Below are 24,942 nucleotides of genomic sequence, written 5' to 3'. Positions count from 1 at the left end.
AATGATGAAAAAAAGAATCTTAAACTATGTTTTGAAGGGAACAATTGTAGTTGCCCTTCCGTTGCTCTTGGATTCGTGCATTGGTTATTATGGTGTAGGATACGATGATGGTATCTACGGAGAAAGACCTGTTCGGTATGTATCGGAATCGCCTCGTTATGAAACACCTGACCCACGAGGGCAACATTCACAAGGAAGCTATAAGGCTTATTTGCAAGAAAAAGCCAATGGGTATCAAAAGTTTCAAAATGAATTACAACCTTCTTATACACCATTTGCCGATGTAAATAATTATCGCACACCTGCTGATAACCAAAGACCTACGTACAACTCATATGCTGGTTGGGGAGAAAATCCGAGACAAACCTCAGTAAATATCTACAACTATGCTGGTGGTTGGGGTTATGACCCGTATTGGGATTGGAATTACCACCATTCGTACTTCTGGGGTGCAGGTGCTTGGTATCCTTATAGTTATTATTATCCATATTACGGATATAATTACTATTATCCATACCGAAGTGGTTGGAGTTTCTCAATAGGAACTTATAGCCCTTATTGGAGTTGGCGCTATGGTTATGGCGGTTACTATAGAGGCTATTATTATCCTGATTATTATCCATATTATAGAAATAGATATGATAATAATCGTTATTACAGAAATTATCAAGTTGATGGTTATTATTATGATAATAACAAAAATAGATATAGAGCCGATGAATATCGTAATTATTATCAATATCAAAATAATAGAACTCAATCTTATGATAATAATAGAAGTTATAATAGACAACAAAATTATGATGCAGGAAGATTTGAACGAAGCTATAATACACAACAACCTCAAACCAGACCTCGATATCAAGAAAGCCCCTCTCCTTCATACAATTCAAATAGAAGCTATGATGCAGGAAGATATTCGTCACCTTCTTCAAGTTCGTCAGGAAGTGGTGGTAGTACAGGAAGACCTCAAAGAGATTATTAAAATTTCAAACTACTGAGATAACAAATTTAAAATCTGTTAAATCTTGAACAGAAGATTTTATTCTTAAATATTGAGTTATTTATTATAAGTTCCAAGAATGAATAATATTTCAAAATAAAACATTTTTATTAGTGATTTATGGAGATCATAATAGAAATTATTTCTACTAAGAAAATTTATAGAAAAAAACTTAAAAACAACTTTGAATTTTAATTTTTTAAAAATGAAAATAATAATATTATCAATAACAATACTCATAAGTTATTTTGTTTCAGCACAAAACGTAACTAATATCTTGCAATATTCCGTGCAAGACTTAAACGGAACAGCCCGTTACAAGGCAATGAGTGGAGCTTTTGGGGCTTTGGGAGGAGATTTTTCTGCAATTGGATTAAATCCTGCTGGAAGTGCTGTTTTTTCAAGTAGTGAAATAGGTTTTTCATTTGGAAATGTATCGCTCAAAAACGAAAATACTTATTTTGATAAAAAAACAAATAATAAAACCTCCGATTTTGATGCAGGACAATTTGGGTTTGTATTCACAATACCCAATAATAATCAAAATTCTCAATGGAAAAAAATATCCTTAGGCTTTAATTATCAAAAAACTAATAATTTTGATGCAAAAGATTTAAAATTTGAAGGAATAACCTCAGAAGCCAATTTAGGAGATTATTTTTTATATTATGCTAACGGAATAAGACAAGGAAATTTTTTGTTAGAAGATGTAAATGATAGAGGAATAATAACAAAAAGATATACATTAACCGATATATATAGAGATATGGGAAGATCTCCAAATAGAGTTGCTTTACGGAATGCTTTCATAGGACATTATGTAGGTTTAATAAATCCTAAGAATGGTTATAATATTGAATCATTAGACGAAAGAAAACCTAAAAAAAATATTACAAATTCTAACTATACAGATTATTTAAAAGGGTTATCGGATAGTGAACGGAAAAGTATTGATAATAAAACCAATGTAAATGAAAAAGTAGCTCTTTTAAGACAAATTGTAGCAAATAAAATAAAAGAAGAGACCAACTATAATAGTGGCGTATTAACTAATTCTACTCTACAAGAGTTTGAAAAAACAACTAAAGGAGGAATAAGAAAATATAATTTTAACATTGCAGGACAATATGGTGATAATCTATTTTGGGGATTAAACTTAAATTCTCATACAGTTAATTATAAAGAAACACTTAAACATTGGGAGAGTTATGGCATTAGTGGAAATATTACAAATGCTTTTTTTCAGAATGAAAAAAATACAATAGGTAGTGGATTTTCGTTCCAATTAGGAGCTATTGCCAAAGCAACTAATAATTTACGATTAGGATTAGCGTATGAATCTCCTACTTGGTATAGTTTAGAGGAAGAATATCTTCAATATCTTAGTACAAATAATGGAGTTTCTTATGCAAATCCTAATCATATAGCTTTATTAAAATACAAATTCCGTACATCAGGAGCTTGGAATGCAAGTGTTGCGTATATTTTTGGTAAAAATGCTATCATTAGTTTAGACTATATTTACAAAGGATACGGAAATACCTATTTTAGAACTGATTATCTAAAAGGTGAAAATGATATTATACAAAACGAATTGGGTGATAGTAATGCTATTCGTTTAGGAGGTGAATATCGTTTTATTTTAAATCAAAAGAATTCTTTTAGCCTTCGTGCTGGATATCGTTATGAACAAAGTCCGTATAAAAACACCAAATATATAGGCGATTTGAATGGATATTCATTGGGTGCTGGTTTTGCTTTCAGTGGGATACGCCTTGATGTTTCGTACGATATTGCTAAACAAGATAATCAATATCAAATGTACGAAAGTGTGCTAACAACACCTGTTAAAGTAGCTTCTACTCATAACAATTTGTTATTCACTTTGTCTGCAAAATTATTTTAAATCAAAAGATTTTTTTATTCACATAAAAATAAAAACACGAATGAAAATTCATTCGTGTTTTTGTTTGAAAAAACTAAATTATGCTTTTTTCTTTTTGTCTTTGCAACAAGATTTTTTTCCATCTTTTTTAGAACAAGATTCAGCTCCAGTAGAGGCTTTATCTTCTTTACTACATGATTTTTTACCATCTTTTTTGCAACAAGCTTTCTTCTCAGTTGCAGGTTTTTCTTGTTGTTCTGGGGCAGGTTTCTCTTGCGCATTGGCGAACGAGACAGATAATACTCCCACTACAAATAATGCAAATAAATTTTTCATTGTTACTAAATTTAAAAGTTTAACAAGGCAAAGATAGTATATAAAAACCAATAAACCAACAAAAAATAAAATTTTTAACTATTTTTTATTCGTTCTCAACATAAGCCATACAAGCAATACCTATTGTTACTCTTTCTGCTTGCAAAAGGGCATTGGCACAAACCTCTATGGTAGCTCCTGTAGTAATTACATCATCGACCAAAAGGATGTTTTTGCCTATGATTTTTTCTGTATTCTGTATTGTAAAAAGATTTTGATTATCTTTTTGGCGTTCAAACCAATGTTTTTTTGCCTGAGCTGTATTGCTATGTGTCTTTATAAGTACGTTATCAACATAGGTTGCATTTAACGATAGAGCAAGTTCTCTTGCAAAAAGTTCTACTTGATTGTAGCCTCTTATTTTGAGTTTTTTCGGATGAATAGGCACTGGAATGACCGTATCTATATGTTGATAATACGGAGATTGTTGTAATCTATTACCCAGCCACTTACCCAACCATTGTCCAATATTTTCTTGCTTATGATACTTCAAATGATGTATCAATTGTTGTGTAACACCTTGTTTTTGAAAATAAAGTAAAGCTGTTGCACAAGATAATGTTATTTTTCCAAAAAATTTATGATATAACGGATTTTTTTCTAATAAATGAAAATTTGTTTCTTTAAGTTTGTTACTACATTCAACACACAAGAAATCTTCAAAATCATTGATTATTGTATTGCAACCCAAACAATATTTTGGGAAAAATACAGAAAAAATATCCTTAAATATGCCTTTCATTTGGTATTTTTAAAAAAAAGATACTTCTAATATTTTATTTTTTACAATTTACAAAAATATAAGTACCTTCCCTCCTATTTCATATTTATTCTTTTTACTGATATGGATTTTCTTCAAATAAATCAGGAATTGACCAATAACGTTCCCCTGTATCATAATTAAATGTCAGAATTTGAGCATTTTTTTCAAATTTATTTATTTTTTGAACAATTGCTGCAATAGATGTTCCTGTGGAAATTCCTGCCAAAATACCTTCTTCTGTGGCTAAACGCTTTGTGTATTCAAAAGCTGATTCTTTATCTACCTGAATAACTTCATCATAAATACTTGTATTTAGCACTTTTGGAACAAAACCAGCGCCAATACCTTGCAAAGGGTGTGCACCTGCCTGTCCTCCACTAAGTACCGGCGATGCTTGAGGTTCTACGGCAAAAACTTTTAGTGAAGGAAATTTTTGTTTTAAAATTTCTCCTACACCCGTAATATGTCCTCCTGTCCCCACTCCAGTAATTAAATAATCGAATCCGTTAGGAAAATCTGCCAGTATTTCTTGAGCCGTTGTTAATCGATGTATTTGTGGGTTTTCAAGATTTTCAAATTGTTGAGGCATCCAAGCATTGGGAGTATTAGCTACAATTTCTTTTGCTTTTTCCACTGCTCCGGGTGTCCCTTTTTCTCTTGGAGTTAGCACAAATGATGCTCCATAAGCAGACATTAGCTTGCGACGCTCCACACTCATTGATTCAGGCATTACAAGTACTAATTTGTATCCTTTCACGGCGCAAACCATTGCCAATCCTACTCCTGTATTACCCGAAGTAGGCTCTACTATAATTGTGTTTTTGTTGATAACTCCTTGTTTTTCAGCTTGATCAATCATAGCCAAAGCAATTCGGTCTTTGATACTCCCACCTGGGTTTGTTCGTTCTAATTTTATCCAAACATTATTTTTTGGAAAAATTTTCTCTAACTTGACTATCGGAGTTTTTCCAATAGTTTCTAAAATACTAACAAATTTCATAATATGTATTGTTAAAAATTATTTAAAAAAATTAAATTGAAAAAAATATAGGTTGTGATGAAGTTTCTTTTTGCTTTATAATCATTTCACTTTTGTAATAAACAATTGTATAAGGCTCAATACTTTCAGTAAGCCATACATTTCCACCAATAATACTATCGTGTCCAATTTCGGTATTGCCTCCTAAGATGGTTGCCCCCGAGTAAATTACTACATTATCACCTATTTTGGGGTGTCTTACTTTATTGGCTTTATCTTTGGATACAGACAAAGCTCCCAAAGTAACTCCTTGATATATTTTAACATTGTTGCCTATTATTGACGTTTCTCCAATAACAATTCCTGTTCCGTGATCTATACAGAATTTTTCTCCAATACTTGCTCCTGGATGTATATCAATACCCGTTTTGCTATGAGCATATTCTGACCAAAGGCGAGCTAATAATTTTAAATCTATTTCCCAGATACAATGTGCCAATCTATAAACAACTGTTGCATAAAACCCTGGGTATGATATATATATTTCTTCTAATTGTTGCGTCGCAGGGTCATTTTCGTACAAGGTTTTGGCATCTTCTAAAAGTAATTGATACAAATGAGGTAATTGTTTAAAAAAATAAGAGGCTTTTTCTTCTGAAATATGACTATTGTTGATATTTTGATAAATAATTTCAACTAATTCTAATTGTATTATTTTAAGTTGTTGTTCAATTTCATATTTGCAAGAACAAGAATTAACATCAAGACGGAAAAACAACCTGTATAATTTATCTACAAATTGTTCAGCTCTTTGTTTGTTAAGAGCGACTTCTAAGCCCTGATGTTGCTTGTGTAATAAATCAACCAATTTTTCCATCTTTTTATCCCAAACACTTTATTTTCAATTAGTAAACAAACAAATTATATTATAAATTTTCCGAAAAAACATGAAATATTGTTTTTAAATAAAATTGATTCTTACTAAATCAATTTTAGATATTTTTTTCCTATAAAATCAATCCATTGTTGAAAAATATCTTGCTTTTTTAATGTTATAATATGCAAATATGCATTATGAGCCATGGTTTGTTTTAATTCTGTAAGTTTAAAAAGAATTAACACGTTTTCTTTGTAAAAATCTACTTATATTGTTTTATTTTCCAACAAATATGCCATACTTTCAATTATAGTATTATGTTTTTTGACAAAATTATTTTGTTCGTCCCAAACATAACCCGCCAAAACAGAACATATTTTTTCTTTAATTTCTGGATTTTCAGGCTGATGAAAAAACAATGTTTGCAAATTACCCGTATACCATTCTTTCACATACGAAGTAAAAACGGCAATGCCTCGCTTCATATAATCGGAATATTCTTTTTCCCAATCTACTTTTTCGCTACTAAGTTGTCGTTTTACTAGTTTAGCGGCCAACATTCCCGATTCGGTTGCAAAAGCCACTCCTGAAGAAAATACAGGGTCAAGAAACTCCGTGCTATTACCTGTTAGAACATACCCTTTGCCGTATAATTGTTTTACCGAACACGAATAACTTTCTATTTTATGTGGTTCAAATAGAAAATCAACATTTTCAAAACGATTTCGGTAAAAATCGGAAGAACGAATTACCTTTTTAAGTGCTTGGGTTGTATTTCCGTTGGAGGAAAGCGAATTGATATAATGTGTAGGACCTACCACTCCAATACTTGTATTTCCGTCAGAGAACGGAATAACCCAAAGCCAAACTTCTCGTTCGAGAATATCAAACGAAATCAATGTTCCTTCGCTTCCTTCGGGTCTATTTATATCCTTCACATGCGAAAATATCGAAGAATGGTCATCAAGTTTAGAAGGAGCATTCAGATTGAGCAAACGCGGAAGCACACGCCCATAACCGCTGGCATCAATTACAAATTTTGCTTGTATTTCACGTATATTTCCTGTTTTATCTTTAACTGTAACTACCTGATTTTCATCAGAAAAAGAAACATCTATCACTTCGGTTTCAAATTCGACATCTACCCCTTTTCGAATTACCTCTTCAACCAAAGTATTATCAAAATCAGCACGAGGTACTTGCCAAGTCCAATCCCAACCTTGGGAGAATTTTTTGCTAAAATCAAAAAGACAAATCTCTTTGCCTCGAATAAATCTCGCTCCAAATTTCTTCTGATACCCCTTGGCATCAAGCGCTGGAAATAAACCTGCTTCGTCAAAATGATCCATAACACGCGGGATAAGACTTTCACCGATAACCAAGCGAGGAAATTTGGTTTTCTCAACAACTTTAACTTTTACACCATTATTGTGCAAATATGCAGCAGATACACACCCCGAAGGTCCTGCGCCTATTACCAAAACTTCAGCATTTTCTAGTTTCATAATTATTTCTTTTTGCTTTTAAATATGTTAATCTATTGTATTTTGTCTTATCAAAAAGTTACCTTATATTTGCACACAAAAATACAACTTATTTTTTAATCGTAAATTAATAGTATATTTAAATTTATTTTTCACAGATGAAAAACCCTGTTTTTATGACTTTTGACCAATTCAAAGCTATTATTTTTAAAGGAAAAAAAGTAGAAATAACTCCTGAAACACAACGAAAAGTTGAAGAAAGTTTTCTTTTTTTAAAACAATTTGCTAAAAATAAAATTATTTATGGTGTAAATACAGGCTTTGGACCTATGGCTCAATATCGTATCAATCAAGAAGAGCAGTTACAATTACAATATAACTTGATACGAAGTCATGCATCGGGTATGGGTGACTATTTTGACACCGAAGTGGTAAAAGCTGTTATTTTGAGTCGCCTCAATACTCTTTCGCTCGGCAAATCAGGCGTTCATTTTTCAACTATCGAACTAATGAAAGAACTTATCAATCGAGATATAATTCCACTTATTTTCAAGCATGGAGGTGTTGGCGCAAGTGGCGATTTGGTACAACTGGCACACTTGGCATTGGTGCTTATTGGCGAAGGAGAAGTTTTCTATCAGGGCAAACGCTCTTCTGCTGCCGAAATCTTCAAAAAAGAAGGATTGAAACCTCTACAAATACATCTTCGTGAAGGGCTTTCACTAATGAACGGGACTTCGGTTATGACAGGTCTGGGAGCTATCAATATTTTTTATGCTGAAAAATTGTTAGATTGGTCTATTAAATTCTCATGTGCAATCAACGAAATCGTACAAACATACGATGACCATTTCTCATACGAATTAAATCAAGCAAAACAACACCAAGGACAGCATATTATAGCTTCGTTAATGCGTAACTATTTGTCAGATAGCAAACTAACTAAAAAAAGAGCAGACCATTTGTATAATGGTGAGCGAAACGAAGACATTTTCAAAGAAAAAGTACAAGAATACTATTCGCTTCGGTGTGTTCCGCAAATATTAGGTGCTGTGTATGAAACAATTAGTTCTGCTAAGGAAATTGTTGAGAACGAACTAAATTCAGCAAGTGATAATCCTATTATTGATGTAGAAACAAAACAAGTTTATCACGGAGGGAACTTCCATGGTGATTATATTTCGCTAGAAATGGACAAACTCAAACTAGCCATTACACGCCTCTGTATGTTATCAGAAAGACAACTTAACTATTTGCTAAATCCTAAAATAAACGAACTCTTACCTGCGTTTGTCAATGCGGGAAAACTTGGTTTTAACTTCGGTATGCAAGGAGTTCAATTTACTGCAACATCAACAACTGCCGAAAACCAAACACTCTCTAACTCTATGTATGTGCATAGTATTCCTAACAATAATGATAATCAGGATATTGTAAGTATGGGAACAAATGCTGCTACACTCACGCACAAAATTATCGAAAACACATTTGAAGTATTAGCAATACAAGCGGTAACCATTGCACAAGCTATTGATATTACAAAGAATTACGAAAAACTTTCATCAACAACCCGACAATGGTTTGACAAGCTTCGGCAAATAATTCCTTTTTTTGCAGAAGATATGGTAATGTATCCTTATTTAGAAAAAGTAAAAAATTTTTTAATGAAAAATAAAATTTAATTTTTTATTTTGTACAAAATCATATTGAAATCAACAACGTAAATTTTATGCTTAAACAACAATTTATAATCTTTATTGGCTTTTTTCTGTTGATTTCATGTCAAAAGAAGATTGACAAAACCGCACACTTGAAAATATTTCGATACAACGAACACGCCAATATTTCATCATTAGACCCTATTTTTGCTCGAACACAAAGTAATATTTGGGCTGTTAATCAGTTATTTAACGGATTGGTACAACTTGATGATTCACTAAATATTCTTCCAGATATTGCAAAAAAATGGACAATTTCAGACGATGGAAAAACCTATGTTTTTACACTTCGCAATGATGTTTTTTTTCATAAAAACCAATGCTTTCGTACCGAAAATAACACGCGAAAAGTTACAGCGTATGATTTTCTATATAGTTTTAACCGCCTCAAAGACGATAAACTTGCCTCTTCGGGTCGTTGGATTTTGCAGAATGTAAAACATTTTTCAGCTCGTAATGATAGTATTTTTCTATTTGAACTCAAAGAAAATTCTCCTGCTTTTTTAGGACTTTTGACAACAAAATATGCCTCGGTTGTTGCCCGCGAAGCTGTTGATTTCTATGGGAATGATTTTCGAAGAAATCCGGTAGGTACAGGAGCGTTTCGGTTTCAATTTTGGGAAGAAAATACCAAATTGGTTTTACAAAAAAATCCGTTGTATTACGAAAAAGATGATAAAAATGAGCCACTCCCCTATCTGGACGGAATTTCAATTACATTTTTGAGTGAAAAACAGAGCGAATTTTTACAATTTGTACAAGGCAATTTAGATTTTATCAATGCGGTAAACGCTTCGTACAAAGACGAAATACTTACCACGCAAGGAACTCTACAACCCAAATACAAAGATAAAATCCAGATGATTAAATCGCCATATATCAATACCGAATACTTAGGAATTGTAATGGACAAAACGGATGATATAGCTACTAATAAGCAACTTAGAGAAGCTATCCATTTGGGATTTGACCGAGAGAAAATGATGAAATACCTGCGAAACAATATTGGAAAACCTGCCTTAGGTGGATTTATTCCCAAAGGGTTAAACGGATTTACAGATACTATTACAAAATATCAACCTGAAAAATCTCGAAAAATTGTTTTGGATTTCACTAAAAAGAAACAGCGAAAACCCATGGTTACTATATCTACCGATGCCAATTATGTTGATGTGTGCGAATATATTCAAAGAGAATTACAATCTATTGGTTTTCTGTGCAATATCGATATTGTTCCATCGGCTACACTTCGACAAAGTAGAGCCACAAGCAAGTTACAAACCTTCCGAGCTAGCTGGATTGCCGATTATCCGGATGCTGAGAATTATTTATCCTTATTTTATAGTGAAAATTTTGCCCCAAATGGTGCAAATTATACACATTTTAAAAACGAAACTTTTGACCAATGGTATAAACAAGCAATCAGCGAAAATTCTTTAGAAAAACGAGTTTTGCTTTATCAGAAAATGGATAGTTTAGTAATGCAACACTTGCCTGTAATCCCTCTTTATTATGACGAAAACATTCGGTTTGTACAAAAAAACATACAAGGACTAACGCCCAATCCTATCAATTTATTACATCTGAAAAAGGTAATCAAAGAGTAAATCAGTTTTTCATTTTTTCTTCTACAATACGATTCAATTCATTGAATAATCGATGTGTAGGAAACCCCACAACATTGTTATAAGAACCTTCAATACGGGTAATTCCAACAAAGCCAATCCACTCCTGAATGCCATACGCTCCAGCTTTGTCATAAGGTTTGTATGTTTGCAAATAAAAATCAATTTCTTCTTGAGAAAGTTCTCTGAAAGTAACCAATGTTGTTTCGTTGATAGTTCGCTGCGAAAGAGTGGTTGTAAAACACACCGAGGTAATAACTTGATGCGTTCTACCTGATAACCATTTGAGTAATCTCTCAGCTTGATGATAGTTAGAAGGTTTGCCCAATGCCTGATTGTCAATCCACACGAGCGTATCGGAAGTTATCAGAATATCCTTCTCAGTAAGTTCTTCGTAAAAAGCAGTTGCTTTTTTTTGAGCAATATAATCAGTTATTTGACTAGCTTTTAGCTCTGAAGGATATTGTTCATCAATCGGTTTTACTCGCGATTCAAAAGCAATATTCAAATCTTTGAAAAATTGATGTCTTCTTGGTGAAAGTGTAGCCAAAATAATATTGAAATGAGCTAATTTTTCATAAAGTGATATCATTTTTTTCTATTTATTATTTAAAGAAAATTAAATATATTTGATAATCTGCTATCAATTTTTTTTAAAGTCTTATCATGTTGTTTTTTAAAATAAAATCAAATTTGTCATTTCGAGTGAAATCGAGAAATCTTACATGCTTAAATGTAATTATACAAATGGTTTCCATAAATCGGGAACGGGAGCAATTATATGAATTTCTTCTTTTTTAATAGGATGCAAAAAACGAATTTCGCGAGCATGCAAGTGAATGCTTGCATCGGAATTTATTCGTTTCGCTCCATATTTTACATCTCCTTTTATAGGACATTGCAAGGTTGATAATTGACTCCGTATCTGATGATGTCGTCCTGTAAATAACTGAACTTCAACCAAATAATATCTATCCAAAGTTTGTAAAATACGATATTGTAAAATTGATTTTTTACTATCTGAAACTTCTTTATCAAATGCTTTCGATTTGTTCTGCTTAGGATTACGTACAAGCCAATGTGTCAAAGTTTCAGTTGTTTTTAGGGTTTGGTTTTTTTCCAAAACTGCCCAATATTTTTTCAAAACTTTATCTTTATCTGCAAAAAGACTATTTAGTCGAGGCAATACTTTGGAAGTTTTAGCAAATACGACAATTCCCGTAGTAGGGCGATCAAGACGATGCACAACCCCCAAATATACATTTCCTTTTTTATTATATTTCTCTTTTAGATATTGCTTGGCTATTTCACTAAGAGGTACATCTCCTGTCTTATCTCCTTGTACGATATCTCCTGCACGTTTGTTAATTATCAGTATATGATTATCTTCGTACAAAATTTGTAAATTGTCTTTGGTTGAAACCATTTTTAATAAAAAACATTCAAAACAAGACAAAGATACGAAATTCTGAGAAATAATCTATACTTTTTCTATTTTGAAACAATAAAAAAGAGATTTCTTTTTGAAATCTCCTTTTATTTAATAAATCCATCTTTTATTTTTTTATTATTTCAAAGTTTGCCATTTGTTAGTTGCCAAAGGAACTAACCTTTCTAAGGCAGATTTTAGCTCTTGCATACCTGTAATGGTTTTTCCCGATGAGAAAATCTGTGCTATTTCATCTGATTTGGCATCAAAAAATAGTTGTGGTAACATTCGATTTAATCTATTAGTATTTTTTTTGTCAAATAGCAAAATAGTTTGCTTAATTACTTCTTTGCAAGCTGTTTCATCAGTTGTTAATATATCCAATCCTTTACGATGATAATTATACAATACTTCATGAAAAAAATCATTTTCGGCTGCTAATAAATCTGTTACTAATTGCCAACGATTATTATCTCCTGATTGTTGCCAAGCTGCATTTCCACTAACTTGCGCATTGAGAACAACCGAATGTGCCTCTCGATAATATGGATTTCCGCCACCAAGTGCAAAAGTATCTGCATCGAAGCCTATTATCAAAAGTGCATAATAAGCAACTAATGAAGTAAGTTCCGATGTATAGGTATTGAGATTAAAAAACAAAGGCTCGTTTTCCAAGTATGTGAAAACTACCGATTTCTCTCTGTAATTCAATATATTGGACTGATACACACTATTATAAACAGGACGTGAAGATTGTATTTGAACATCGGCAGTTATTCGATTGTTTTCATAACCGGTTATTGTAAAAACAAGCGAACATTGTATTTTTTCATTGGGTAATACTTTCAGAGAAGTCCATTGCGTACGATTGACCAATTCTTGTACCGATTTTTCCAACGTTTTAAATATTTGCTGATTGGTCTGATTGACTTGTTGTGTATTTACAGTTATTTGACAAACCAATTCTTGTCCTGAAACAATAAGACTTACAAAACAACATAAAAATAAATATATCTTTCTCATTTACAATACTTTATTATTAAATTTATAATCTCATAAGCAAGCTCTGTTTTAGGTTTTAAAGGTAAAGGATATTCTTCCATTTGAGCTGTGATAAACGTTACCTTATTAGTATCTGTGGCAAAACCTGCGCCTTGGTCATTGAGCGAATTCAAAACAATAGCATCTAAATTTTTACGGAGAATTTTATCTTTGGCATTGTCCAATTCGTTTTGAGTTTCCAATGCAAAACCAATAAGTTTCTGATGAGGTTGTTTTTTTTGCCCCAGAGAAGCCAAAATATCTTTTGTTTTGACCAATTCAAGAATTAAATTTTCGCCTGATTTTTTTATTTTATGTTCTGCTTTTTCTTTTGGAGTGTAATCTGCCACTGCTGCTGCCAAAATAGCGATATCCATATAAGTAAATCGTTCATTAACAGCCTTATACATATCCGAAGCACTTCGCACTTGTATTACTTGCACACGTGGATCAATATATTGTTGCGAAACAGGGCCTAAAACAAGCTCCACCGAAGCCCCCATAGCTGCTGCGGCATTAGCAAGAGCTATTCCCATTTTTCCAGAAGAATAATTGCCTACAAATCGTACAGGGTCTATATTTTCGTAAGTAGGTCCTGCCGTAAGAAGTACTTTTTTACCTACAAGCATTTGATTATCCGAAAAATACGCTTCAAGGCGGGTCAATATTTCTTCGGGTTCTGCCATTCTCCCCTCTCCTATCAGTCCGCTTGCAAGTTCACCATAATTACTTGCAATAAGCTGATTTCCAAAAGATTGTAAGGTTTCAATATTCTTTGTAGAGGTAGGATGTTTGTACATATCTAAATCCATTGTAGGAGCAAAAAAGACAGGACATTTTGCTGATAAATAAGTGGCAATTAGTAAGTTATCACATATTCCATTTGCCATTTTGGCTAATGTATTAGCCGTAGCAGGAGCTACGACCATTGCATCAGCCCATAGACCTAACTCTACGTGGCTATTCCACTGATTATCAGTAGTATAAAAAGTATCGTATATTTTATTTTTGGAAAGTACCGAAAGTGTAAGCGGAGATACAAATTGTTTTGCATTTTCGGACATAACGACCTTAACGTTTGCCTGTTTTTTGACAAGCAAACGTACCAAATTCGCTATTTTATAAGCGGCAATACCTGCCGATATTCCCAGCAGTATATTTTTGCCTTGTAGTGAAGTCATTACTTAGTTTGCTTCTTTTTCATCATCGGTATAACGATAATAAATTTCGCCATCTAACCATTCTTTTACAGCAATAGCTTGTGGTTTGGGTTGTCTTTCGTAATATTTAGAAACTTCGATTTGTTCTTTATTTTCAAAAACTTCTTCCAAACTATCGTTATACGTTGCAAATTCTTCCAATTTTTCAACCAATTCTTTTTTAATTTCGGTATTTATTTGAGCAGCTCGCTTAGAAATTACAGAAATTGCTTCGTAGATATTACCTGTTGGTTCATCAACTTTATTCTTATCGTAGGTAATGGTAGATTGAGGTACTTCTTTTCTTTTTAATTCACTCATAATATATTATAATTCATTTATTCTTTTAATAATCAAACTGTTCATCTTGTCTGCTTTTTCCTTGAAGTGCGTTTCAGGATAATTTTTTACAAACCCTTCATAAATCAATTTTGCATCTTGCAAACGTTGCTTTTCTTTACTTGCTACACTATTGATAGCCAATTCATAAGCCGAATGTAGTTTTAGGTACATTGCCTCTTCTTTGAATGTAGTACCTGGATTTTCTATCAGAAAATTGTCCAATGCCTTGATAGCTGCTTGATAATCTTTTATTTTGTTATATCCTTTGGCTATTTCAAAACTTTTTTGTTGCAATTTGGTCAAAAGCTCAATCATCATATTATTAGCTTCGCGCATATACTGCGAATTTGGATAATAATCAATAAAATTCTGTAATTTATCCACTGCTTTGTAAGTATCTGTTTGGTCTAAGCTATATCGTGGTGATTCTATAAAATAGCATTTGCCTTCTAAAAACATTGCTTCTTCAGCCTTTTCACTTCGAGGATATTGCTGTACAAGTTTTTCATAAGTAGTGGCAGCAAGCAGATAATTTTTTTTCTGATAATAAGTATCTGCAAGCATATACAAAATACGTTCACCTTGTGGTTTTCCTAAGTAATGGCTACGAATTTGGCTAAACAAGCGTTCGGCACGCGAATAATCGCCCTGTTTGTAGAGCTTCTCTGCCATTTCGTATTTAACTGCCATATCTTCTGTTTTGAGAACTTTTTGATATTGTCCACAAGAAGATAACATTACAGCAGTTATTCCTAAAACAATGTATATTCTTTTCCAATTCATTCGGCAAAAGTAATTAAAATATTCGTATTATTCAAATAATATTTTTTCCTTTATTTTTTTTCAAATCAAAAAAAACATAACTTACTGATTACCACCATTTTTTCTTTTTAAAAAACCAAAACATTCCCAGTACAATGCTTACCATAATACCCCACACAATAGGGTATCCCCACGGATGATGCAACTCTGGCATATAGTCAAAATTCATACCATAAACCCCAACAATGAATGTTAATGGCATGAAAATCACGGAAATAATGGTTAGTGTTTTCATTATAATATTCATTTTATGACTCATCGAACTCATATACATATCCATCAGTCCCCACGTAATTTCTCGATACACATCAATCGTTTCAGTTATTTGCAAAATATGATCACCAAGGTCAGCAATATATGTTTTGGTTTCGGGCAATAAAAACGGATGTGATATTCTTTCTAATCGATTAATAACCTCTCGCATCGGGAATATAGCTCTACGTATAGCAATGATTTCCCGCTTGAGTTCTTGTATTTGAGGAATTAGTTCTTTGCTTGGATTTCCAATCAAATTATCTTCCTGATTTTCAACTTGTTGAGATAATTTTTCAGAAATTATATAATAATGGTCAATCACAGCATCAAGCAATCCAAAAACTAAATAATCAGCTGATTTTTGTCTAATATTTGTACCTTCACCTTGTGATAATCGCTTACGAAGTTGTCCAAAAACATCTCCATCGGCTTCTTGAAAAGTAATAACGTAATTCTCTCGAAGCAATATTGCTAAGTGTTCTATTCGGAGCTGTTCATCATCTGTGAAATATAACATTTTGATTATCAAAAATATATTTTGGTCAGATACTTCAAGTTTAGGACGATGCTCCGTATTAAGAATATCTTCCACAAAAAGAGAGTGTAATTGGGCATATTTACCCAATTCTTCTATTACTTCCGTTTGTGTAAGTCCATTGACGTTAATCCATGTAACGGAGTTCTTTGTCAAATACGAAACAGCTTCTTGGACAGTTGTTACATTTTTAGATATACAAAAATCTTTATTGTAATTAAAAACTTCAATAACTGCATTTTTATCAGTTTGATTTCCGATATAAACAAGCGAACCGGGAGGCATTCCTGTTTTTCGTGATTTTGATATTTTCCGTTTTTGTTTTTTACCCATTTGAGTTAAAATTTGGGCAAAGATACCATTTTTTAATCAAAAAAACATTTATTTTTATTTTTATAAATATAAAATACTGATTTATAATAAAATAAAATATATTATTTAAAGTTTTAAAACAAAATAATTAATAATTAAGAAACATAAAAAAAGTATTATTTTTCATTATTAAAATAGTTTAAAACATTAAAAATCAACATATTAACATAAAAACACTTTTTATAATTGAATTATTTATTTATATTTATACATTTAATAATTTGAAAATCAATATTTTAAAATTAAATTTATATTGCAAAAAAGTTATTTTTAAGACTTATAAAAACTACAAAATATTTCAGCCTTTTCTTTTTTAATTTTATATTTCAGAGGTAAAAAATAATTAAAATAAAAAACGAAGTAAAGTATATCTACTCTACTTCGTCTGAATAATAACAAAACTATTTCGTTAATTTATTAACATTTCTTCGTGCTATGATGTATTATATTCTTTTTAATAAATTATTTTTTAAAAGTCAAAATAGGTTTATTTTCTTTATTTAATAAAATTAAATTTTCTTGATCTACTTGAAAATAATGTGTTTTTTCTAATAACATAAAATATTCGTTTTCAATATTTTCTTCATAACACATTTTTTGAGTTGAACCAATAACACCAAAGAGAAGAGTTTTAGAATTAACTTGTTCTATATCTGCAAAATAAAGATTACACCCTCCCGTGCCATTAATTCTTTTTTCTTCTAAATTTATTTCCAATTCTGGTCGATTAGTAACTATTATAGAAGTATTGGCCATCTTTTCTAATACCCATTTTCCTTCGAGAAATTTAGTTTTTTCTTTATTTTTTTCAATTTCTTCTACCATACATTCTGATTTTATACCATTTATCCTATAAATTTGTTTATAGGTAGATGTATTTGTTGTACAAGAGGTTAGCCCCATTAAACTCATCATCAGAGTTATACTTTTTAATCGCTTCATTTTTTTTTCTTATTTTTTTATTTAATATTATTATTATAATTTTTATTACATTAATTATTTATTATCGTCAAAAAAACTATTCATTTTTAACAATAATAAATCGAGCCTTGTACCCTGCAGCCAAATTCCACAATTCATTGACCAAGGTTTGTCCATTTTCATCAATAACTTTGAACTGAGCTGTATTAGGCTGATATTCACCTTCATTTATAGCTCTAACTTCAATTTTGTTAAACCCAGGTTTTAAGGGTATGTAATACCCTACAAAATTTCCTGTTAGATATACATTACTTATTACAACCTCATCATTGAGAAGAATATCAACCAAATCACCATCTATAGTTGAATGATCTCTGCAGTAAATATTAACTATTTTGCCATTATTAACATATTCTCCAAAATATTGATCTTGTTTAGTAGCTTTATAATCTGAATCTTTTTTCTTTTCGACACCTGTGGCATTTTCAGGCAATTCAAATTTTTTCTGTATATATTTACTTTTATTAGCTCCTATGAAATCAATTCCTTTTTCTGTTGATTTCATAAACTGATTTTCTTTTTTGTCAATATATGCTTTCCACCATGACATATTTGTCTTGGGAGCCTGCCAAGTAGCATCTTCTTTGGGAGTTACGACAATAGTTTGTTTCGACTGATTTTCAATCGGTTGGCTATAAACTCCAATGCTTATAAAAAATAATCCTATAATTAGTAACTTTTTCATACTTAATTCAACAACAATAATTATGCCGAAATTTCATTATTTTGTTTTCTTTGTTCTTGATATACAAAAATTAGTAAAATAACTCCAACAAAAAAGAACATTGCTAAGAAAATCAGCGAATTACGCATACTTCCTGTTAATTGGTCTATAAGTCCATAAATACCCATACCTATAACAATACCTATTTTTTCAGCCACATCATAAAAACTAAAAAAAGAGGTTGTATCAGTCGTTTCAGGCAAAAATTTGGAATAGGTTGAACGACCTAAAGCCTGTATTCCTCCCATAATAATTCCTACAAAACCAGCCATTATGTAAAATTGCAAAGGCGTTGTTACCCAGAAGGCCAATATGCATAATATAGTCCAAACAATATTTATACCTATTAGAGTAGATATATTTCCATATTTTTCAGAAAGTATTGCTGTACATTTTGCACCTAAAATAGCTACTAATTGAATTAGTAAAATACTGATTATCAAACCTATTGCTTTTTTATTTTGTGTTTCCCAAGCAATTTCTTGTTCTCCAAAATATGCTGCAACAAGCATTACAGTTTGTACTCCCATACTGAATACAAAAAAAGCAACTAAATATTTGCGTAATAACTTGTTGTGAAACAATTTTTTTTGAACACTTACTAACTCTTTATACCCGTTGAAAATAATATTGGTTTTAATCTTATTACCTGATTTATTTTCTGGCAAATAATAAAATGTATATTGAGCAAAACCTATCCACCAAATCCCCACCATAAGGAACGAAATAGGCATTACTTGTAATACAATATCGTTTCCTTGGGAGGAAAATCCGAAATATGTTGGATTCTGTATCATTATCAAATTGAATATCAACAAGATAACACTTCCTATATATCCCATTATATATCCTTTGGCACTTAAATTATCGTATTGATGAGCAAAAGCTATATCAGGCAAATATGAATTATAAAATACAATACTGCCCCAAAATCCAATTACTCCAAAAAAATAACAACTAAGTCCAAAATAAATATTTTCAAGCGAAAACCAATACAATCCTATACAAGAGAATCCCCCTAAAAAACAAAAAAATCGCATAAACGATTTTTTATTTCCTAAATAATCGGCTATTCCACTAAGAATTGGAGATAATACAGCCACTACACCAAAAGCTAAAGCAGTTACGAAAGTAATTACTGCAGTACTTTTGAACATATAACCAAAAAGTTGTATCTGATTTGTTTGAGCTATTTTGAATAAAGCTCCATAAAATACAGGAAAAATAGCAGAAACAATTGTTAAACTATATACTGAGTTTGCCCAATCGTAAAAAGCCCAAGCATTAAGTAATTTTGAATGCCCCTTAGGCAAAACTTTCGCTGTTTTCATTTACAATCTGATTTTTTTTGAAACTTGAAATAAAATCCTTAACAAAAATAACTCCAATACCTATAATAATGCCCAAAAAACTCCAAATAGCCAGAATCATAATTCGCTTTGGTTTTGATTTTTGAAAAGGAATGCTTACTGGTTCAATTATTGTAAATACAGGTGTATCTTCTTTAACTTGTATCTTCTGAGTTTCTAATTGTTTTGCTAATTCTGAATATACATTGTAAGCCAAATTATACTCTGATTGTAGCTGTGTTACACGTGTCTGCGAAAGCGATGAAATAAGTCCGCGATTACTATCTTGAAACGAAGCTAATCGTATTTGTTTTTCTTTAAAATCTTTTTGGGCCTCGTCGTAACGTCTCTGAATAAAATCAAGTTTTTCTTTAGCTCTTTGAATTTTGTATTCAGTAATTGTTTGTTGTAAATACTCCTGAGCATGAATAGCCATTTGAGCAGCAGCCAAAGGCTCTTCCATTGAAAATGACAATATTACAATACCTTCTTTTTCATTAACATTAAGTTGTAACTGCTCTTGTAATTTATTAAAAATTACTTCTTCCTCACTAGATATTTGATAAATTTGAGTTTGTGATTGTGTTTGAGATGTTGATGTTTTTCCACTTTGCAAAATAAGACTAGGCAAACCTATAGTATATTTTTGAATTGTTGTCAATACATTTTTAGGTGGATATTTTTGATAATATTCGGTATATGAAATAGGTTTTTCAGATACTTTTACTTGTATCAAAGTCTCTGATATTTTTCTTAAAAAAGGAATACTTTGAATTATTTTAGGGTAAATTGATGGTGATATTTCTTCACTTGCTCCACCTGTTAAACTTATACCTGCCATAGCAGCCAACCCTCCTAACCCACTTGATAACTTATTCCCCGAAGATAATTGTGGTACAAAAATTGTTTTAGCTGTATATTCTTTTGGAGAAAATATAGCAATAAATACTCCCAAGATAAAAAAAATAACAAACCAATAAAGAATTGTTTTACGCCCTGTCCATATTTTTGCCAGAAGTTCTAATAAATCTATTTCTTCTTTTTTTTCAATATCTTGTTTCATTTTATTTAGCAAATGTATTATATATTAAGATAGCCAATGTGGTTAAAGCTGTTGTAATACTTACAGTTTCGGTAGCTGTAAGTCCTTTTCTCTCTGGTTTTTCAGGAACTACTACAACGGCTCCTGGAGCTACTTTGGGATAACCTTTGAAAAATAAAAATTTCTTTGTCCCTTTTACATCTCCATTAGCGTAAATAACATATACAGAGCGTTTTTGGGCATTATTTGCAAATCCGCCTGCATTGTTAATGTACGAACGTGTTGTTTTTCCTTTTTGATAACGAATCATTGAAGGAGAAAGAACATTCCCTTTAACCTCAACAGTTTGTTTTTCAGATGGAATAAGTAATACATCATCTTCTTTTAAAATCAAATCTTGGTAAGAACCTTTATTTTTAATTATTTGTTCCAAATTTATCCCTACACGATAAGTTGTTTTTTCTTCTTCTAACGAAGTTAATTTTCCTTGTGAAGCAAGTTTTTCAAGTTCTTTTATTAGTTTTTCTTGTTCTTTTTCACTTACATCTATTTTTTTACGAATAAGAGTACCTCCTTGCAGATACGCATATGGAGAAAAGCCTCCTGCACGTGCAATAATATCAGAAATTCGTTCATCTTTGTTTTTAATCACGTAGAATCCCGGATACAAAACTTCTCCTTGTATATGTATAGTTTGTTGTTTTGTATATCCTTTTTTATAGCGAACTGTTACTATATCATTAGGTAAAAGTTCTATACTATTAGAAGAATTTTTCATATCATCAGAAAGGGATACGTCATACACTTCACTAATAGTTTTGAATGTTTCATCATTGGTTTGTCTTCCCACCTGAATCGTTGTAGGATCTGCTCCTTCTTTAAATCCACCTGCAATAACAATTAAATCTTCTATTTTTATTCCTTGCATATAAGGAATTCGTTGAGGATTTCTCACGGCTCCCTCTATACTTACAAAATATCGTTTGGTAATACTATCTCGATGAAAAATATGAATACTATCGTTCTGTTGCAGTAAAATATTTTCTGATTTATTTAACAAATTACGCACCGAAAAATTGATAGATTGTTTTTCAACACCATCATTCAAACGGAAAATAATTCCTCTATCTAAATAGGCTTCTTGACGAAGTCCTGCCGCTCTTTGTATTAAATCTAAGGCAGACATTCCCTCGCTATATGCATAATTTCCAGGTTGATACACGGCTCCTCCGATACTTAATCGGTTATGGAAAACATCGGATAATTCGTGTACTATGAGTTTATCTCCACCTTTCATTTCAAAAGAAGAAGCTAACGAATACGGAATTTCTTTCACTTCGCGTCTAGCACCTGTAATACGTTCTATAATTAAATTTTCTTTGTAAGCATTTGATTTGAATCCACCAAAATAACGCTCTAAGTTCGTTAATGTTTCTCCTGCTTTCAGTTCGTAAATTCCTTCTCGTTTTACATTTCCTTTAACTTCTACCTGATTTTCATATGCAGGAACTAGTATTACATCTTGGTCATTGAGAGATAAATTACCCTGCTCAGAGCCTGCCATCAAAAATTCATAAATATCAAATATAGCTATTTTTTTTCCATTACGAATAAGTTGTACATTACGAAAAGAACCCGATTCGGTTGGACCTCCACTAGCATACAGAGCGTTAATTACCGTTGATAATGCACTAAGAGAATATGTACCTGGCGCTGCAACTTCTCCTATAATATTCACTTTGACCGTACGAATATTAGCAAGTGAAACACTTGTATATACTTTATTATAACTTCCGTCAGCAGCTCCTATTCCTGAGTATATTTGTCGTAATGCAGATTTTATTCTTTCTTTGGATTGACTAAAAGTAAGCCCTCCTACACGAATTTTTCCAACCATATCAAATGTTATATCTCCCTGATTATCAACCTTCTGTGTGGAATTACTTTCAGTTGCTCCCCATACTTCAACCAATAGTTCATCGCCAGTACCTATTACATAATTTTCGGGAGTAGGCATATTTTGATTGGGAGTAAATGATATCTTAGGATTTTGAAAAAAATTATAGCCAAAAATTTTACTTTTATGGTTTTTATAAACAGAATCTTTGGAAATAGAATCTCTTTCATATCCTGTTAAACCAAAAGAATCTTCTTTTTTTATATCTGATTTTTTTTGATTTCGAGAAGTTGTTGTAGTAACAGGAAGCCTCAAAATACGTTGTTTGAGTTTTGTAATTTGTATTTCGGGAACTTGTTTTATACGAGCTGCCATTTCCAAATCATCAAGAGTGTATCCTCCTTTTTGGGCTTTTTCCCAATATGCACGTATCTGATTATCAGATAGTTTATCTACATTCACATTGGAAAATTGCGACAAATCTATCTCTTGGGCTGTAATTTGCCATATTCCCAATATGAAACTAAACAAAAATACTAATCCTATTTTTTTCACTTCAAAAGTCTTATATAGTAATGTGCAAAAGTAAAAATATAAACTGAATATTACAAAAAAAAATCATTTTTTTATTTAGTTGCATTTACCACTAAAATTTAAAAAATCATTTTGTAAAAAGAAGTTGCCTTACATTTGAAGCAACTTCTTTTTCAAAAAAATAATCAAAATGTTTTAGGTCCTGTAAAAATAGTTGTTGTGCTTTCGATACGCTGTTTTTCACTATAAACTTCTATTTTTACTTTTATTTTTTTCTTATCAAGAAAAGCCTCATCAAGTCTTATAAAAAGAGTACCTTGTGCTAATCCTTGTTTAGGAAGTGTTATATTCTGATCTCCAACAATTTGTATTGTTGCTTGCTTGGGTTCTACGATTTTGAAAGTAATATTATCAAAACTATGTGTGGTTTTATTAATAATTTTGTAAGTATAAACATTACTTATTATTTCTCCTTCTTTCTGATATAACTGCCCAGGTAATCGGAGTATATTGGCTTGTACATCACTTCTTAGGAAAAGCATACCGATAAGTATCCCTATAAGAATAGAAAGTACAGCAGTATAGCCTTTCATACGAGCTGTAAATCGGAATTTTTCTTTTTGGGCAATTTCTTTTTCGCTAGCATAACGAATAAGCCCTTTGGGCATACCTGATTTTATCATTACTTCATCACAAGCGTCAATACAAGCAGTGCAATTGATGCATTCGAGTTGTGTTCCATTACGGATATCAATATTTGTAGGACATACGTGTACGCATTGGAAACAATCAATACAATCGCCATATCCAAGTGCTTTTCTATCTTCATTTTTACGGAACTTTTTGCGTCCGTTTTCAGCTTCTCCACGCTTGTAATCATATGCTACCACTATCGATTGTGTATCTAAAAGTACCCCTTGTAATCGCCCATAGGGGCAAGCAATTATACATACTTGTTCTCGAAACCAAGCAAATATAAAATAAAAAACACCTGTAAAAATAAGAAGAGATACAAAAACACGCCAATGATTTAACGGCCCTTCACTAATGTACAAAAGTAATTGATCGCTACCTATCAAATACGCTAAAAATATATTGGCAATTACAAACGAAATCAGGAAAAAAATCAGCCATTTGAGTGCACGTTTGCGTATTTTTTCAGCATTCCAGGGTTGTTTATCCAATTTCATTTGTGCATTTCTATCACCATCAATCCAATACTCAATACGGCGAAAAACCATTTCCATAAAAATAGTTTGCGGGCATATCCAACCACAGAAAATACGACCAAAAGCCACTGTAAAAAGTGTAATAAAAACTACTCCTATGATAAGTGAGATTACAAAAAGATAAAAATCTTGTGGCCAAAAAGGAAAACCAAAAATATTAAACCGCCGTTCCAAAATATTGAACATCAAAAACTGATTTCCATCTATTTTAACAAAAGGAGCTGCAAATAAAAAAATCAATAATAAATAACTTACATATTTGCGATATTTGTAATATACTCCCTTGGGTTTTTTAGGAAAAGCCCAAAGTCGCTTTCCGTCTTTATCAACCGTTCCTATCGTATTGCGAAATTCTTCTTCTTGAATGACCATAATAATCTTACTTAATACGGGGCAAAGGTACATATTTTTCACATTATTAATTCAAGTTTTACCCAAATTTTTCAAAAAAAATAGCTTATTTGGAATAAATCTATTTCCCA

22 protein-coding genes are annotated in these 24,942 nt (G+C 31.6%); 4 read left to right on the top strand and 18 right to left on the bottom strand.

Features of this window, described 5'->3' with window-relative positions; genetic code table 11:
- The first annotated feature begins 4 nt into the window (after positions 1 to 4).
- Positions 5 to 985: a hypothetical protein gene (locus tag OO775_RS03905; RefSeq protein ID WP_264845705.1), complete on the top strand. Its 981-nt coding sequence runs from the start codon at positions 5 to 7 to the stop codon at positions 983 to 985.
- Between the two features lie 223 nt (positions 986 to 1,208).
- Entirely contained in the window at positions 1,209 to 2,909 is a 1,701-nt protein-coding gene (locus OO775_RS03900) for an OmpP1/FadL family transporter (RefSeq protein WP_264845704.1), read from the top strand.
- A 78-nt stretch (positions 2,910 to 2,987) separates the two neighbouring features.
- Here the strand turns inward: OO775_RS03900 and OO775_RS03895 are convergent, their stop codons facing one another.
- The 5 genes from OO775_RS03895 to OO775_RS03875 form a co-directional block, all read right to left on the bottom strand.
- Complete coding sequence (locus OO775_RS03895) at positions 2,988 to 3,224, bottom strand: hypothetical protein (protein WP_264845703.1); 237 nt, start codon at positions 3,222 to 3,224, stop codon at positions 2,988 to 2,990.
- Positions 3,225 to 3,309: 85 nt separating this feature from the next.
- Entirely contained in the window at positions 3,310 to 4,005 is a 696-nt protein-coding gene (locus OO775_RS03890; RefSeq protein ID WP_264845702.1) for a ComF family protein, read from the bottom strand.
- Between the two features lie 94 nt (positions 4,006 to 4,099).
- Positions 4,100 to 5,026, bottom strand: coding sequence for a cysteine synthase A (cysK, locus tag OO775_RS03885; protein WP_264845701.1), 927 nt, complete (start codon positions 5,024 to 5,026; stop codon positions 4,100 to 4,102).
- A gap of 31 nt (positions 5,027 to 5,057) precedes the next feature.
- Positions 5,058 to 5,882, bottom strand: a complete 825-nt coding sequence (locus OO775_RS03880; RefSeq protein WP_264845700.1) for a serine O-acetyltransferase — start codon at positions 5,880 to 5,882, stop codon at positions 5,058 to 5,060.
- Positions 5,883 to 6,148: 266 nt separating this feature from the next.
- A complete protein-coding gene (locus OO775_RS03875; protein WP_264845699.1) occupies positions 6,149 to 7,387 on the bottom strand; it encodes an NAD(P)/FAD-dependent oxidoreductase in 1,239 nt (412 codons plus the stop codon).
- A 137-nt stretch (positions 7,388 to 7,524) separates the two neighbouring features.
- Here OO775_RS03875 and flxA point away from each other — a divergent pair, with 137 nt between their 5' ends.
- Both flxA and OO775_RS03865 read left to right on the top strand, forming a co-directional pair.
- Positions 7,525 to 9,048, top strand: a complete 1,524-nt coding sequence (gene flxA / locus OO775_RS03870) for a flexirubin biosynthesis tyrosine ammonia-lyase FlxA (RefSeq protein ID WP_264845698.1) — start codon at positions 7,525 to 7,527, stop codon at positions 9,046 to 9,048.
- A gap of 128 nt (positions 9,049 to 9,176) precedes the next feature.
- Entirely contained in the window at positions 9,177 to 10,691 is a 1,515-nt protein-coding gene (locus OO775_RS03865; RefSeq protein WP_309297238.1) for an ABC transporter substrate-binding protein, read from the top strand.
- A gap of 1 nt (position 10,692) precedes the next feature.
- On the opposite strand, the gene OO775_RS03860 is transcribed toward OO775_RS03865, so the two are convergent.
- The 13 genes from OO775_RS03860 to ccoG all read right to left on the bottom strand — a co-directional run bounded on the left by OO775_RS03860 (position 10,693) and on the right by ccoG (position 24,832).
- The gene (locus tag OO775_RS03860) at positions 10,693 to 11,301 is read right to left on the bottom strand and encodes a Maf family nucleotide pyrophosphatase (protein WP_264845696.1); all 609 of its coding nucleotides are present in this window, start codon (positions 11,299 to 11,301) and stop codon (positions 10,693 to 10,695) included.
- A 147-nt stretch (positions 11,302 to 11,448) separates the two neighbouring features.
- The gene (locus tag OO775_RS03855; RefSeq protein WP_264845695.1) at positions 11,449 to 12,135 is read right to left on the bottom strand and encodes an RluA family pseudouridine synthase; all 687 of its coding nucleotides are present in this window, start codon (positions 12,133 to 12,135) and stop codon (positions 11,449 to 11,451) included.
- A gap of 141 nt (positions 12,136 to 12,276) precedes the next feature.
- Positions 12,277 to 13,161 (bottom strand): type IX secretion system protein PorD, encoded by an 885-nt coding sequence (gene porD / locus OO775_RS03850; RefSeq protein ID WP_264845694.1) that lies wholly within the window; start codon positions 13,159 to 13,161, stop codon positions 12,277 to 12,279.
- Entirely contained in the window at positions 13,158 to 14,360 is a 1,203-nt protein-coding gene (coaBC, locus tag OO775_RS03845; RefSeq protein ID WP_264845693.1) for a bifunctional phosphopantothenoylcysteine decarboxylase/phosphopantothenate--cysteine ligase CoaBC, read from the bottom strand. Before coaBC ends, porD begins: the two co-directional genes overlap by 4 nt.
- 3 nt (positions 14,361 to 14,363) lie before the next feature.
- The gene (locus tag OO775_RS03840; RefSeq protein ID WP_264845692.1) at positions 14,364 to 14,699 is read right to left on the bottom strand and encodes a DNA-directed RNA polymerase subunit omega; all 336 of its coding nucleotides are present in this window, start codon (positions 14,697 to 14,699) and stop codon (positions 14,364 to 14,366) included.
- Between the two features lie 6 nt (positions 14,700 to 14,705).
- Complete coding sequence (locus OO775_RS03835; RefSeq protein ID WP_264845691.1) at positions 14,706 to 15,503, bottom strand: outer membrane protein assembly factor BamD; 798 nt, start codon at positions 15,501 to 15,503, stop codon at positions 14,706 to 14,708.
- An 88-nt stretch (positions 15,504 to 15,591) separates the two neighbouring features.
- Positions 15,592 to 16,665: a magnesium/cobalt transporter CorA gene (corA, locus tag OO775_RS03830; RefSeq protein WP_264845690.1), complete on the bottom strand. Its 1,074-nt coding sequence runs from the start codon at positions 16,663 to 16,665 to the stop codon at positions 15,592 to 15,594.
- Between the two features lie 501 nt (positions 16,666 to 17,166).
- Positions 17,167 to 17,646, bottom strand: coding sequence for an META domain-containing protein (locus OO775_RS03825; RefSeq protein WP_264845689.1), 480 nt, complete (start codon positions 17,644 to 17,646; stop codon positions 17,167 to 17,169).
- 76 nt (positions 17,647 to 17,722) lie between these two features.
- Positions 17,723 to 18,370: a hypothetical protein gene (locus OO775_RS03820; protein ID WP_264845688.1), complete on the bottom strand. Its 648-nt coding sequence runs from the start codon at positions 18,368 to 18,370 to the stop codon at positions 17,723 to 17,725.
- A gap of 20 nt (positions 18,371 to 18,390) precedes the next feature.
- Entirely contained in the window at positions 18,391 to 19,740 is a 1,350-nt protein-coding gene (locus OO775_RS03815; RefSeq protein WP_264845687.1) for an MFS transporter, read from the bottom strand.
- On the bottom strand, positions 19,715 to 20,821 hold the full coding sequence (locus OO775_RS03810; protein WP_264845686.1) for a Wzz/FepE/Etk N-terminal domain-containing protein: 1,107 nt from the start codon (positions 20,819 to 20,821) through the stop codon (positions 19,715 to 19,717). The genes OO775_RS03815 and OO775_RS03810 overlap by 26 nt, the downstream gene beginning before the upstream one ends.
- Before the next feature lies 1 nt (position 20,822).
- A complete protein-coding gene (locus OO775_RS03805) occupies positions 20,823 to 23,252 on the bottom strand; it encodes an SLBB domain-containing protein (protein ID WP_264845685.1) in 2,430 nt (809 codons plus the stop codon).
- A gap of 164 nt (positions 23,253 to 23,416) precedes the next feature.
- Positions 23,417 to 24,832, bottom strand: coding sequence for a cytochrome c oxidase accessory protein CcoG (ccoG, locus tag OO775_RS03800; RefSeq protein ID WP_264845684.1), 1,416 nt, complete (start codon positions 24,830 to 24,832; stop codon positions 23,417 to 23,419).
- Between the last annotated feature and the right edge of the window lie 110 nt (positions 24,833 to 24,942).

Source organism: Capnocytophaga catalasegens, assembly GCF_026005215.1.
GTDB classification, from domain to species: domain Bacteria; phylum Bacteroidota; class Bacteroidia; order Flavobacteriales; family Flavobacteriaceae; genus Capnocytophaga; species Capnocytophaga catalasegens.
Note: the sequence above shows the minus strand (reverse complement) of the source record. Positions and strands in the feature narration are given on the sequence as shown.